This is a genomic window from Draconibacterium sp. IB214405, assembly GCF_033963885.1.
GTDB lineage: Bacteria > Bacteroidota > Bacteroidia > Bacteroidales > Prolixibacteraceae > Draconibacterium.
The window spans coordinates 286,285-301,134 of record NZ_JAXBMA010000002.1 but is presented as its reverse complement, the minus strand read 5'-3'; the positions used below and the strand labels follow the sequence as shown (position 1 = coordinate 301,134).

Annotated in this window: 7 protein-coding genes; all 7 read right to left on the bottom strand. The window is 39.9% G+C overall.

The genetic code is table 11. The features are described 5' to 3' along the window. Nucleotides 1-20 precede the first annotated feature (20 nt). The 7 genes from SLH46_RS07575 to SLH46_RS07545 all read right to left on the bottom strand — a co-directional run bounded on the left by SLH46_RS07575 (nt 21) and on the right by SLH46_RS07545 (nt 14,809). Nucleotides 21-1,409, bottom strand: a complete 1,389-nt coding sequence (locus SLH46_RS07575) for an amidohydrolase (protein WP_320280568.1) — start codon at nt 1,407-1,409, stop codon at nt 21-23. Between the two features lie 531 nt (nt 1,410-1,940). Beyond that, the gene (locus SLH46_RS07570; protein WP_320280567.1) at nt 1,941-4,655 is read right to left on the bottom strand and encodes a LuxR C-terminal-related transcriptional regulator; all 2,715 of its coding nucleotides are present in this window, start codon (nt 4,653-4,655) and stop codon (nt 1,941-1,943) included. A 257-nt stretch (nt 4,656-4,912) separates the two neighbouring features. Next, on the bottom strand, nt 4,913-9,268 hold the full coding sequence (locus tag SLH46_RS07565; RefSeq protein WP_320280566.1) for a hybrid sensor histidine kinase/response regulator transcription factor: 4,356 nt from the start codon (nt 9,266-9,268) through the stop codon (nt 4,913-4,915). A gap of 283 nt (nt 9,269-9,551) precedes the next feature. Further along, nucleotides 9,552-10,901 carry a hypothetical protein gene (locus SLH46_RS07560; RefSeq protein WP_320280565.1) on the bottom strand — a complete coding sequence of 450 codons (1,350 nt, stop codon included), beginning with the start codon at nt 10,899-10,901 and terminating at the stop codon, nt 9,552-9,554. Between the two features lie 308 nt (nt 10,902-11,209). Continuing rightward, nucleotides 11,210-12,514, bottom strand: coding sequence for a DcaP family trimeric outer membrane transporter (locus SLH46_RS07555; protein WP_320280564.1), 1,305 nt, complete (start codon nt 12,512-12,514; stop codon nt 11,210-11,212). A gap of 31 nt (nt 12,515-12,545) precedes the next feature. Beyond that, the gene (locus SLH46_RS07550; RefSeq protein WP_320280563.1) at nt 12,546-13,199 is read right to left on the bottom strand and encodes a trimeric intracellular cation channel family protein; all 654 of its coding nucleotides are present in this window, start codon (nt 13,197-13,199) and stop codon (nt 12,546-12,548) included. A 170-nt stretch (nt 13,200-13,369) separates the two neighbouring features. Beyond that, nucleotides 13,370-14,809: an amidohydrolase gene (locus SLH46_RS07545; RefSeq protein ID WP_320280562.1), complete on the bottom strand. Its 1,440-nt coding sequence runs from the start codon at nt 14,807-14,809 to the stop codon at nt 13,370-13,372. Nucleotides 14,810-14,850: the final 41 nt, after the last annotated feature.

The following is a 14,850-nucleotide window of genomic DNA, read 5'->3' as shown; positions in this document are numbered from 1 at the left end:
TACTATTTTTATTGTTATGGTTATTTAATCAATGGAGTCAGAGCCATCAATGCGGCTACTTTAGTGCCAAATGGGATGGCATTTAAATCCACCATATATTCTGCCTGATGCTGGGCAAAAGGAATTGCTTTTCCTTCTTCTTTAGCTTTGGCGTAAACATCAGGAGGTGCAGTACCTATTGGAACATAGGCCACTTTAACGCCTTCTATTCCATGCACGAGCATATGACAGTCTTCAGAACCCGTAACTGCAGGAAAATCAGTGATCACATTTTGAGTCTCAACAAGGCTCGATCCCTTTAAACTGGTTGATAACTCATCTACAAAATCTTTGTCATTCACCAAAGGAGCAGAATACCCTTTTCGTACTATCGTTGGCAGTTTATCTTCAGGCATCCCGTAGGTGCGTGCAATCCCTTTATTAATGGCATCCACCCCCCTGAAAAGCTGATCGCGAACCTCTTCCTTAAAGAACCTGAAATTGAGTTTCAATTCTGCCAACCCGGGTATGGTATTATTTTCTACTCCAGCATGAATAGCACCCACGGTTATTACTCCCGGGTCTCTTGGATCCAACACCCGCGCGATAATAGCCTGGTATTGTACGATAGCATAAGCAGCCATTAACCCTGCGTCTTTAGAGAATTGTGGTGAAGAACCATGGGAACTTTGTCCGTAAAACGTAACATCGAGCTGCTCTGTACCGGCCATTAAAACACCACCAGAACAAACAACCAAACCCGTTGGAACAGGAAGGGTATGCGTTCCAATAAGATAATCCGGTTCAGGTACACCATGTGTGGTATAAAGGCCATCACTTACCATCGCGGAAGCACCTTCTATCAATTCTTCTGCGGGCTGACCAACTACAACCAATGTTCCACTCCACTTGTCTTTTAGTTCTGCCATGACTTTAGCCAGCCCCAGCATCCAGGTGGTATGCGCATCATGTCCGCACAAATGAGCAACCGGCACTTCTTCTCCTTCATTATTGGTTACTCTTGTAGTACTGGCATAAGGCAATCCGGTATGTTCTTCTGCTGCAATGGCATCCATATCGGCACGAAACATAACAACAGGACCGTTGCCATTCTTTAAAATGCCTACCACCCCGGTTTTTGCGATTCCGGTTTTCACTTCATAACCAAGTTTCTGAAGTTCTTTTGCAACGATTCCGGCTGTGCGTACTTCCATAAAGCCCAGTTCAGGATTTTGATGAATGTCTTTGAAGGTTTCTATTAGTCTGTCTTTATCCTTATCAACCAGCGACTCAACTTCGCTTACTAATGTTTCTGGTAAAGAACTATTTGCCGGCTGTTGTGCTGTTGCAATCGTTGTTACCAATAGCAATAATCCAACGACTAAATATTGGATTGATTTTAGCTTTAACACACTTTGTTTCATATACATTTTTAGCAAGATTTAATCTTTAACTTTTTCAACTCTTTATATTAATCTTGAGGTTCATTAGTGATTCTGAAAATAGATATGACAATCTGCAAATACACATGATCATCAATCAGTCCCTGAATAAAAACTGAATCAATAATCTGAATATCGAAATTGAACTTGTCCATCCCAAAATATCTAATTGAATTACCAAGAGTAAAAGTACAACCATAATCCCCTATGAATCAATCCACTTTGGTCAGATAAAAGTCAGATTTTGAAGTACGAATCACTTGAAAACATCTGACTTTAGTCAAAAATATTATCGCAATTAAGGGCACAGAAAACTTATACCAGCAAATAACAATCAATGCATATCTATCAGGTAATAATCAAAGATTGAGTTGAGTGGCAGAATAAAGAAAAATCCCTGCACACATCTATTGTGGTGCAGGGATATAAAACAAAGGAAACTGTCCCTCCCCATGTAGTCTCCAAACTTTGTATAACAAATGACTTACTAGGCTAATTATCTAATATTCAAGATGAAACTTATACCATACTTGTGACAATACCCATCTCATAAGCTTTATTAATAGCTTCAACCCTATTCTTCACTTCTATTTTCTGATAAATACTGTAGGCATATGTTTTGATCGTTCCTAAAGACAGAAATAATAAATCTGCAATTTCTTTATTGGAGTGTCCCTTTACAATTAGTTGTAAAATTTCTGTCTCCCTCGGTGTTACTATTGAGTTCTTACTAACTTCTTTTTGCTTTTTATTTGGTTTAACAATTGCCGGCTGAACATCTCGTCCATAATTGTAGTGGAAACCGTTAAGTATTTTATCAATAAAAGGTGTTCTCTTTTCTCTTGATTCGAGTGCATCAAAGAGACTATGCATCTCCTCTCCCAAATCAAGGAAGATTCGTACAAAACCGCCTTCTTCTGCAAGGCTTATAGTTTTTCGAAGGTTAAACAATGCCTCTTCCTTATCTCCATACCGGTTATGCCATATTGCCAATAAAGGATAAGCCTGCACCAGTAAATGATTCAAATGCAGTTTTTCTTTTCGCTGAATCAGTTCCTCGAGTTCAACCCTGGTTTCTTCAACATCCCAGTTGTCGGGATCAGCAAGCATTAACTTTATTTTTGTAAGCGACGGTACATAAAAGTAAAATATAGAGGGATAATCGCTAAAATCGACATGTGTTGCAAGTTCGCGTGCCTTCTCCAAATCACCATGCATCAATTCATGTTCCAGCTCAAAGGCAGTAATTATATTCCGGAAATCACTCTTATTAAACTTTCGGATATAACTATACAACTCAGCTATGATCTGTTTAAAGCCGTCACTATCATTTTCAGAATGCATTTGAAGTGCAGCAAAAAAACCGGTTTGAAGTATAAAATTCGGACGACCGGCAAATCCGTTCTTTCGCGAATCCTGGTAAATTGAAAGCACTCCTTCCTTCTTGTTTCTGTAGTAATTCGATGCAGCCAGATAATAGTTTGCCATGGCATAGGTCACCCATTTCTTATTCTCCCGGCTAAGTTCTATGATAAGGTTGGCAGAAACCGATATTTTATCAATTTTGCCTTGCATGGATTTGACGAAGGTATTACACAGATGTGCTCGTAAAATGGCAATACGGTTTCCTTCGGGCAACGCTTCAAGGTAACTATCAGTAAGTTTATTCGCTTCATCGCCACTGCCTAAAATCTGCAGTGTCATAGACCTCATAATGATAGTATAACTAAGCAGATAGGTATAGTTTTCTTTCAATAAAGGGAGTGCTTCATCTGCCATTTCAAGAGCTCGTTCATAGTCTCTTGAAAAAAAGAAACTACCGGCAGAAAATGCGTAATAGCCGCCTAATATACGCCTTCCTTCCTCAGTATCTTTATCAAGTGGGTTTATGATCTTTCCTAAGATTTCAAGGTCGCTGGCCAGCCCATGAAGATCATATTTAGCCTCTCGTAATGCAGCCCTTATCACAAGCAACTCGGGGTGTGTTTCTACCGTACCCACAGGCAACATATTTAACCATGATCCTAGTCGCTGAAACTGTTCAGAATCTAATAAAATATTGTAATTCGAGATGATAATCGATATAGCAAAGTCCACATCTTCTCCGAACAACGCAGTCTGCAATCCTTCTTCATACGAATGTATCGCTTCAAAATATCTGCTTGCCTCGATATAAAACTTTTTAATTTGGCTTCCGCAATACCTTTGTTTTATCTTCTTGCACATCAAATCGTGCACCAGACGATGAAAACGATACCATTTTTTCTCATGGTCAATTGCATAAATAAACATTGAATTTTTCAATGTCTCTTTAAATCTATTTCGGAACAAATTAGCATCAAAAGTATTATTTGTCGTATCGCTCTCCATTAAGCGAACAATAAGATCTACAGTAAATCTCTCTGACACAGATGCCAGCAATAAACCTTTAAAAATATCATCTTGCTCGGTAGTTATCACCTCATGAAGCATGTGTTCCATTAAGCTTTCCTGCTTGTTCTGTAGTTCTGCAAGACTTGCCGATAAATCTAAACCTTCTGAAAGAATTTTTAAATGTAGCCGCACAGCAATAATCCACCCTTCGGTGGTAAACAACACCGAACTTATCTGTTCTGCATTCAATTTATTGTTATAAACCTGTTCCGATAACTCAGCAATCTCTTCTTCAGTGAAACGAAGGTCTTTCCCTCGAATTTCGCAGGCATTATCGTAAGCAAAAAGGTGACTAACTTTAAGCGACGGATCATTTCGGCTGATTATAACCATATGGATTTTTGGTGAGAGATACTTCAGGATCATCTCAACTAAATAATGGATGTTTGAGTTGTGAACTAAATGATAATCATCAAGCACGATATAAAAATCTTCTTTTACATCGAGTAATTCAGAAATTACACTCTCTGTTATTATTTTGTGAGAATCAACCTCCTGAGAATTTATCATTTTCAAGCTCTCCACAAGTAAGTCAGGAAACACTGTTTTTACTGCTTCAATAATATATTCCACAAATACTTTGAATTCATTACAGTTTTCACCCAAATCTATCCAGCAATATTTCTCATCAAGTTGGTCTAACCATTGGCTTACCGTAATACTTTTACCATACCCTGCTGCTGCAATGATAAGGCTGAGTGCTTTTGATTTGTTCCGGTTCAGAACAGACGTAATTCTTTCTCTTTTAAGAAAATTTGAGTTTAAAATAGGTCTGGTCAATCGTGCTCTTAGAAAATCCATGGTCCTGTTTTAAATGATGTTATTTTTTGCAACCGAATTGTGAGATGGTTTATCTTGATATGTTCAATATATTTACTCAACTACATTGAACCTATCCGATCTCATACTTTTATCGGTAATGCAAAGATCCGAATGAGAGCTCAAATAGGGGTTATCCTATTGTCCGAATGTTGTACCTATTGTCTTAATTTGAATTAAGAGGGATGCAAAAAGTAGACTAATGGATTTTATTTCTTTTGGAGGTATATCGTTCTCTCTTATGATTGATATTTTGCCTGGTATTCACTTGGAGAAGATCCGGTTTCTTCCTTAAAAATTCTCGAAAAATAGGAAACGCTTTCAATGCCTACTTCATAGGCAATCAGGCTTACATTTAATTCTGATTCAAGCAAGAGCTGACATGCTTTTTCTACCCGTACAAGGCGAATGAAATGGGAGGTAGACCGGCCGGTAAGTGATTTGATCTTGTTGTGTAATTGCGAGCGACTCAAACCCACCTGTTTACACAATTCCGGTATGCCAAAACTTTCCTCAGTCATATTGGCCAGAATCTTCTGCCGAACACGAATGATAAATTCGTCTTCCTTTAATAGGGCTGCATCTTCTGTTGGTTCCAGATCCTGCAGGCTGGCATATCGCTGCCGCATCTTTTGACGAATAATGAGCAGGTTTTTAAGCTGTACCTCCAATTCTCTTTTATCAAACGGTTTAGCCAGGTATGCATCTGCCCCGTGCTCTAACCCTGTTATCCGTGATTCTATGTCAGCCTTTGCCGTCAACATCACAATAGGTATGTGACTGGTGATAACATCAGTTTTAAGGGTATTGCATAATTCAAAACCATCAACTTTGGGCATCATAACATCGCTAATGATAATATCCGGTACGTTCTGAAGCGCAATATCAATACCCGCCTGCCCATCGGCAGCAAATGATAATTGGTATGCATCCTTAAGACATGTGGCAAGATACTCTGCGACGTCAGCATTGTCCTCCACTACCAGCAAGTGTGGAAGTGTTGAATCTTCAGATCTGCTTATATGATACGAGTCGGAAGACCATGTTTCAGGAAGCTGAACCTCATTTACAGGGAATTGGTGTTCTTCCTTTTCAAAATCTGCCTGGTTCGTGATTGGCAGTTTCACGTTAAAGGTGGTCCCTTTTCCGGGCCGGCTTTCAACATCAATTTCTCCATTCAACAGTTTTACAAGCTCCTTCACCAAAGTCAAGCCAATCCCAGTTCCACTTCCCGTTCTGCTTACTTCATCATCCACCTGGTAGAAACGATCAAAGATGTGGGAAAGTTTTTCCTCCGGAATTCCAGATCCGGTATCAGCGACAGTAACCTGGTAAAATGGGATGTTGGAATCCTTATGTACTTCCAATACCATTCTTACAGCCCCACCTTCGGGAGTGAATTTTATGGCATTCACCAGCAAATTGGAGAAGATATGTAGCAATTTCTCCGGATCATAGTCGAGCACAACTTGTTGTTGTGGTCCTTCAAAACTCAGCAATACCCCTTTATCTTCAGCCAACGAATGAAATGATTCCAGAATATACTGAAGATGGCCCGTCACATTACCCTGGATAAACCGGGTATTCATACTGCCGGATTCCAACTTTCTTAGATCAAGTATCTGATTGACCAAATTCATCAAAAGTCCGGCATTTCTCTTGATCAGTTTTCTCATACGTGCCTGATCAACATTTTGCTCTATTAATCCGAGAATCACGGTGAGCGGTGTTCGAAACTCATGCGAGATGTTGGTGAAGAAACGAGTCTTGGCCTGATCCAGTTCTTTTAATTGCAAGGCCTGTTGCTCAATGGTCGCTTTATCTTTTTGAATTTGATCTGTTCTGTGATCCACTTCAATTTCCAGCCGTAATTTTTCTGTCTGTATTCGCCGTATCCAAATCAACATAATTGAGATAACAGCAAGAGCTACCAGCAAGTAGAACCACCAGGTGCGATAGAAAAATTCATGAACATGAATTGGTATTTCCAAAGGAGCTGCCAGTTGACTTAAATGTCGATGACCACCACGAATTTGAACAATATGGTCGCCCGCCGGCAGGTTAGTGATGGTTACCTGAGATTCTGCCCCCAAATTTATCCAGGGAATTAAAGAGTCTTGCTTACTGGTGTATTCTGAAGGCAAAATACGGTAGTTGTAGGAGCAATCTTGTAGATCGGTATATTTTGAAATAGCAAAATCCAAATATAAATACCGTTTTTCCGCCGGAATAGGAACGGGGCATTTTTGAACATCGGAACATGGATAAACAACATCCTTATTTTCATCAGAACTAAAATGTTTAATTTCCGTGATATATATAGAATATTCTCTACTTTGTTCCAGTCTGCTCAGTATGAATTTAGGATCTAAAATGCTAATACCTGAAATTCCCCCAAAGACTAACCGGCCATCTGAAAGTTTGTGAAAAGATGAGTGACGGAAATGATCATTAGCCAGCCCATCAGACTCTTTCAAAGAAAACAATACATTTCCCTCACAATCAATAACGCTAATACCATTTTGGGTAGCCACCCACCTATTCATTTCATCATCATTCAAAATGCTCACTACCCGATTATTTGCTAACCCGGATGCTTCTGAAATCTGCTTAATGTCTTTGGTTTCAGGATTAAAAATGATGACTCCGGATTTAACGGTTCCTAACCAAAGTTTCCCATCCTCTACCTGATGAATACAAATAATATTGACATCGATTAACTCTTCAAAATGCTTAACATTCTTGATTTTGTCCTCAGAGATTTCAATCTGCCACAGACCATTAGCAGCACCCAACCATAGGGTGCTATCACTTGCAAAAAAGATATCACGTACCTTATCTCCAACACTGAATGGCTTATTGTTGTACATGAAGAATCTTTTCGTCTTCGTTTCAATATTGTATAGATAGAGTTGTCCGGAGGTAACTAATTGACCTTCATCAAAAAAATACGCTGTTTCCTCATTTACTACACCTTCATAAAAAAACAACGCTATTTCCTCGTGATTAAGGAAAAAAAACCTGTTGGTCTTCACATCAACGGGAAGAAATTCAATTTGATTGTTGATGGGATTGATGGAAAGTAACCCGAGAGAATCAGATGACACATATTTGGCTGCCCATACCTTGCCCTCATGCCGTACAAATCCATTCAAAGCCCTTGTATTAGTATTACTTCCTTCCAGACGTTTCCAGGATCCATCAATAAGATTGAGCGTCCTGAACAAACCTTCCTCATTTACCAGGAGCGTCGAAGAATCCAAAATTGTAATGGACCGCAATTCATAACCCAGAGCAGGATAGAAGGTGCCGATTTTCAGATCTGGTTGCAAATCCATTATGGCCATGCCTTCATCTAAAACTGTTGATCCCAATTCGTAGCGGAAGTCGGAACTGAAGTAACTTCCCATGGCATGAAAATCCAATCCTGCACCATTTTTCATTTCAAGCATCAGTTCTGTATAATCATACCAATTGCCGGCAAAATCCCTCAAAATCGCTTGATAGTGTTTAACCGTGAAAGGAAAAACACCAGGGTTTAAATATCCTGATGTGATGAAGAGGTTCTTTTTCTTATCCTTTGCAAAGAATACCTTTAACATATCTTCTGCATCGTTTTCACGTAACAATAAATTGTTCAGTTTGAGACTAGGTTCAATGCTGTTATTTTGGCTAAATAATGTGTAAAATCCATTTTGGTGTCCAAGAAAAAGCAATAATTTATCCTTTTCAATACCAATCATCTTCCATTCAGTACTAATATCAGATTTGTCGTTGCGATGTTTTTTAATGGCAGAAATACCTTCAAAGTCACTCCAGGGCATGTATTCTAACGAATTACCTTTTAGGTCAACCTTCACCAATCCTTTGCGCTGATGAAAAAACCATGCGTGGTCGCCAGCTACCTCAAATGGGTATGTAAATCGCCAGGGCCTGCCCGGGATGAAGTCATCCTTAAAATCGAGTTGAATAAAACCAAGCTGTTTTTTTTGACCTTCAAATAATCGGTAAACGTGGTAAGTTCCCGTTGAAAGATCCTGCTCATTTGTGAACTGTTTCGTTAGGACCAACACACCACCATTCGGATCTGATACCATGTTAAGAAGTACTTCATTGTTGCCTTCAAGAGTAAAAAAGTACTGCTCCCGGGTATCAGGATTCCAATAAAACATGACCTTGCTTCGACGATCTGAGCCAAATAGAAATCCATCATTAGTCTCACCCAGTATGTACCAGGCCGGGGTTTTGTTACCCACCGAATCCAGTTCCGGTTTAAGATCATAGAAAATGCTTTGTCTGCCGTCAAATTGAAAAAAGGGTAACCCGAATCGTATTGCAACATTAACATCAGGATTTACCCACATTCTTCCCTTGCTATCGATGAATGTTTCGTTTAGGTTATTGGAAGCAAGGCCATCATTCAAGGTGAAACGTTCTATTGCCGTGACAGAAGGAGCCACTGAAAACGGAATGGTATCCTGTGCATAAACCGATGCCGATAATCCCCAAAATAAAATGACCTGCACAAGAGAAAGTCTTATGATATCCAGATATAAATCAAGTCGATATTTTAGTTTCCTGCAACTCAAAGGCATCCTATAATTCATTTAACATATCAGGTAAAAGTGGTTTATGCCGGTTTTGATTTAATTGTTGAATCAAATCCTCCCTGGTTATAAGATCGGAGTCAAAGCTTGGACGATGTAGTTTAGTGCGCAACATAATTTAGCCTAATAAAAGAAAACATAAGTACTAAAAATAGGAAATTTTGAAAGAATATTCAATAGAGAAAGTGAGTTATTCGAGAGTTAAAACAATTGGAAATAAATACTTCTGAAGAAGTCAGTATCTTTTTTTCAAAATAACTAATAGACTCAACTATTTGTCCTTTCCGGGTGATAAAACTTTCTTCTCCAGCCTTGTTGCAACATCTTCGAGTAAAGAGACTGAAATTCCAACTATAAAACGCCACCGCTCCCATTTTATAAATGCGGTCTCATCAGGATTTATCGTCAGTCCGTGGTCCACGTTCTCGGGAAAATCAACAGGTCTGCTTATTGGAAATTTCGACATGGCATGTGCTACTCCAAAGGTAACATCCGACCGGTTAAGTTCCAGTACAATTCCTCCGGCCCAATGATTTACCTTTGAAGTGTGTGTAGAAAGCATTAAACCATTATTTGTATCATAAGTATTATCGGATTTTTGAATAGCAGATGAGTAATCTGAAGAGTAGCTAAGATAAAAGTTAATTGTTTTGTTTATCTCCCTACTATAACCAAAACCATAATTAAAAATACTTTTTAGATGATCGCTTAATAGAGGTGTAATTTCCCGATTACTGCTTTGCCCCCAAAAGGTCTCACCTTCCATAATCGTATAATGGTTAATTTTATGGTAATATTCGCCTGAGATATGCAATTTCCCGCCTAAAATATCATATCCAAGTCCTCCTCCTATTGCCAGGGGCGTACGATACCTGACTTTTAGTTTTTCTTTTTGGTTCTTTTCATAAATTTGATCGCCACTCGAAGAATAAGTTCCAAATCTTTCATACTCCAATGCCCCTTTTCCTAAAATATGCATGGTTGGCGTGGTTAAGGTTAATCCCACCGACAGTTTATCCGTCTCCCAGGCAAATCCAAATTTCAAGAGTAATCCAAGCTGCGAGAAATCATACCGTTTAAAATTGTAATACATTTCTGTATTTCCCTCAGCGGTATAGGTTTGAAGCTGCATACGCTGAAAAGCTTCCTGGTCGTGCACGGTAGCAAAACCGGTAACTCCCAAGCCAATATCAGGAACTGGAACATAAGACCACGTTCCGCCAAACCATTCTTCTTTTAATCGCTTATTTAATTCGATCCCTCCGCTTAAATACTCATTGCCGGGCAATTCATCAATTTCATCGCCAAAGGAATCGACTGAACTCTTCACCGAAAGATCGATATTCCTACGAGTTAAGAATGCATACGCAAAATGATGTTTTTTCCATTTATCAATTTTGTAGCTTCCTGCCATTAAGCTGGGAGCTCCCCCGAATCGCGATCTCCTTATGGTTGCATCTGGAGTATCGCCTGTAAGTTTCTGAAATGAAGTTTTACTCAGCTGGTAAATTTTGCCGGTAATAACAAATGCGGGATTTTCGATCAAGCCCAATCTTCCCGGGTTGTAATAAACTGCACCTAAATCATCAACACTTCCAATTACCGAATTACTTAAAAGCATAGATTCTGTTCCATATTGTTCGGTCCAAAAATGAGCATCTTGTGCAACTATCAAGATACTACAGAAGATTAGCAATATGCAGAACAAAAAACTTTTCATCCGTTATGGTTTACAAGGATCAATAAATTATGTAATCCTATACATCATTTCATCATCAAGGATTAAAACGCTCCAAACAACATCGACCAAATCAGTTTCATCGAAATCTTATTGCCCAATGGCTGAATAAAGAAATTTGACAAGCAAGAAATTAAGCTGAACTAATTTCCCTTGAATGCCAAATTTCATTCAATTGCGATTGTTTCAGATTAATGGAACTTAAATTTAGCCATGAATTGTAGTCTTGATGCTGTTCCTTTCACTCCATCGAAGTTTTCACGTTGCCCCCACATGTATTCAACACCAACTGAGATTCTTTCGTATGGGAAATAAATCAGGTTAACATGAGCAGAACCTGCACCTTTAATTGTGTTATCGGTTTGAAGTGGTGACAGATCGGTACCAGCCCAGTGCGTGGCAAAAGTTGAATTCAATGTTTTAGTCCAATAATGATTATACCCGATATAGGCGAACCAAGAAGGAGCAAGATCAACTCCATCCGGGCCAACTACACCTGAACCTTTACCATCCCATGATAAGGCGATAATCTTATTAGCCTGTCCCTGACCGTATCCTCCACCCCATGTTATGGCATCGTAATAGTGTGCCTGTGGGAACACAATCCTGCTCATTAAGGTTAAAGCATAACCCACTTCCTGTGAGTTTTTAACCTCCGTTGAGCCTTTCCAGCTAACCGGAAAAACATCAACACCAAGTTGTACAGTTGAGCCCTTGTCTCCATGGTATTTAATCATTCCTGCCACATTTGGCCACATCAGTCTGCTTGCACCACTGTATCCGTTTGGATTGGCAACCTGAGGAGAAAGTTCTTCAAGTGCCAGCGCGTATTTGAAATTTTTACTTAGATTATCCATCCATTTTATCTGGGTTACTCTTCCCCCGTAAAGTGCATCTCCTCCAGAAAAATCGATACATCCCGGGATTGCAGTTAAATCGCCGGAGGTTGTCCAGGTTCTTCCGAACACGAATCTGCCAATAACACCATAAGCCTGACGCAGACGGGTATTTAAGGCCATTGATGGGGAATCAAAAAACCAATCAACCTCCACAAAAACCCGCATCGGAAATTCTTTACCGTTTTTCCATTTTGCCTTTGAGCGAAAATCTAAATTAAATCTCGATTCTTTACTGTGAAAACTACTTCCTCCACCTACTGCTCTTTCGGGAGTACCATCAACTGCGATGGAACCCAGTTCAAATTCGTAGCGGTCGCCAACATAATCGAAATCTTGAATATAATCGGCTTTCACATAACCCCCTATCGTCATTCGAACACCTGTACCAAAAAGGGCCCATGATCCCGGGAATGATTGATCCAGTAATTCTTCACCGCTAAGAACTACAGTATTCTCATTAAGTGGATTTACTGAACCCTGGTGTCCCTGAGGAATGGAATCAGGATGAGTTTCCGATTGAGCTGATGCGCAAAAACCCAAGAATAAAATTCCTACCAGGGCATAAAATGCTATTTTGTAATGTTTTAAATTCTTCATATCGTCTATTTTTTAATTATTGCATTTACTGTTATTTCTTTGAAGCGATCCCTTTGTCTCCTAATATCATCCATTTTGGTGTAGTTAATCCCCAATATATAGCTGCTGCCCTTATAGCAAATGCAACAAGAGCACAAGTAGTACCGATCAGAAATCCACTTTCGGGAAACCAATGCATAAAAATCAAATATCCTGATGCACCAACTGTCATTGGAAGAGCGTATAATTCTTTTTTCATCAATAAGGTGGTACGGCCTGCCAATACATCACGGGTGAGTCCCCCCCCAATTGCAGTAATGACTCCAAGTATTACTGGGCCTAAAGGCATGGCAAAATCCAAACCTATTACCTTTTCAGCCCCTTGTACGGCAAACATAGAAGCTCCTGCTCCATCTAAATAAAGCATTAGGTTATAAACGTTTTTCCGTTCCATAAAGCGATTACCGTAAAACGCTGCAATACTTGAAGCCAGGGCCACCCAGATATAATTCAAATCGGTTGCCCAAAATACAGGCACATCAAGTACAATATCCCTTATTGTACCACCTCCAATGGCTGTAATAATTCCCATTACACAGGCCCCAAAAAGATCGATTCCTTTTGGAATCACAGCCAAAACAGCGGTTACGGCAAAGGCTACTGTACCGGCTATAGCCAAAGCATATGATAAATCAGCTGAATTCATTTCGTTATTTTATTTTATCAGTTTGATATTATGTAATGGATTTCTGATGAGAATCAGTAAGAAGGCTCTTATAAGTGCTTCACTCGATGAACTTAATCTTACCCCCGGCCGTCAGGAAGTTCCTGATTTAGACCGGGGAGAAAATCCATCCACACATAGTAATTATTTGATTATTGATGTTCTTTAATTCCAAAGTGCTCCATGGCCGAGTGAATGCAACATTCGTAATGTTTAACATCTTCGGTACCTAGTTTACCCCACGGATTTTTTTCAAAATCATTCAACGTTTTGTACTTTCTTCCATTGAGCTGTTTCGTAAAATCATCCTTTACTTCTTTCAGGAATTCAGGCTGCGTAACCAGATCGAGGCCGGTAGATGCAAGAACTTTTGCTGCATGAACTGTAGCTTTTTGCCCAATACTCATACCATGACAGGCTGTGCACCCCCATTGATGAGGAGGAATATGTTGTGGCCAGGAAGCATAGACTGCCCCCATCGTAGGTATTTGCCAGCTAACATCTCCTACATCCGAAGATCCTCCTACTTCAACTCCTGTAGGAACAGGTAATACATTTGTTGACAAACCATCCTCCGGTTTTCCCATTTCCTTTTGAATAGACTTGGCATAGGCTTGCTCCTCATCCGTCCACGGAATTGGGAAGAACTGGTTCATATGCTCTGTCATACGTTTAGCCAGTACATCGTTTGGCAGGCAATCATAGATACCTCCAAGGTTAGTTACTTTTGCGGTGGTTTGTGTTGCCAGTCCCGCACCTTTAGCCATATCTTCCAACCAAGCTTTATACTGCAGAACATTTTCGGCGCTTGGACCGCGGTAACGAATCAGAACCTTAGCATAATCCGGAACAACATTCACAGCCATTCCACCTTCCAGTATCTGGTAGTGCAGACGAGCAGTTGGTAACATTTGTTCCCGCATCATATTAGCTGCCACCAGGAAAATCTCTGCGGCGTGTAAAGCACTGCGTCCTTCCCATGGAGCTGCTCCCGCGTGAGCTGTTCTTCCCTGCCACTCAACCCATAAATCAAGCGAAGCTGTTGAATGAAAGTTCCATACGGTGTTCACCGGACCGGGGTGATTATGCAGACAAACATCAAGCCCTTTAAAGGCACCATTAGCTGCCATGTAGTTTTTGCCATTCAGCAACTCTTCGGCAGGGCAACCTACTACCTTTATTGTTCCGGCAATTTTCTCCTTTTCCATGTGGTTTTTAAGTGCAACTGCAGCTCCCACTGAACTGGAACCTATAAGATTATGTCCGCAACCGTGGCCATTGGTATTCCCGCTTTTTGCCGGTTTGTGCGTCGGAACTGTATCGTTTCCAAGTCCGGGTAATGCGTCAAACTCCACCAAAATTCCCAGAACAGGTGAACCACTGCCCCAGCTTGCAATCCATGAGGTATCCAACCCTCCAATTCCACGATCACTAATTGCAAAACCATTTTTTTCCAGGGTCTCCGAAACGTGAGATGAACTTTCAAATTCTTTGTATCCCAGTTCTGCATACTCCCATACATTCGATGCCACATCCCATATCATATCCGATACAGCATCTACTTCTTTTTCAATTTTGTTATAATCCGTCATTTTGTATTGATTTTATTGATTTAACATAAATAATCTAAGCT

Coding starts and splice junctions, on each gene's coding strand:
- SLH46_RS07575 (WP_320280568.1), bottom strand. CDS start 1,409: ATGTATATGAAACAAAGTGTGTTAAAGCTAAAATCAATCCAATATTTA.
- SLH46_RS07570 (WP_320280567.1), bottom strand. CDS start 4,655: ATGGATTTTCTAAGAGCACGATTGACCAGACCTATTTTAAACTCAAAT.
- SLH46_RS07565 (WP_320280566.1), bottom strand. CDS start 9,268: ATGCCTTTGAGTTGCAGGAAACTAAAATATCGACTTGATTTATATCTG.
- SLH46_RS07560 (WP_320280565.1), bottom strand. CDS start 10,901: ATGCTTTTAAGTAATTCGGTAATTGGAAGTGTTGATGATTTAGGTGCA.
- SLH46_RS07555 (WP_320280564.1), bottom strand. CDS start 12,514: ATGAAGAATTTAAAACATTACAAAATAGCATTTTATGCCCTGGTAGGA.
- SLH46_RS07550 (WP_320280563.1), bottom strand. CDS start 13,199: ATGAATTCAGCTGATTTATCATATGCTTTGGCTATAGCCGGTACAGTA.
- SLH46_RS07545 (WP_320280562.1), bottom strand. CDS start 14,809: ATGACGGATTATAACAAAATTGAAAAAGAAGTAGATGCTGTATCGGAT.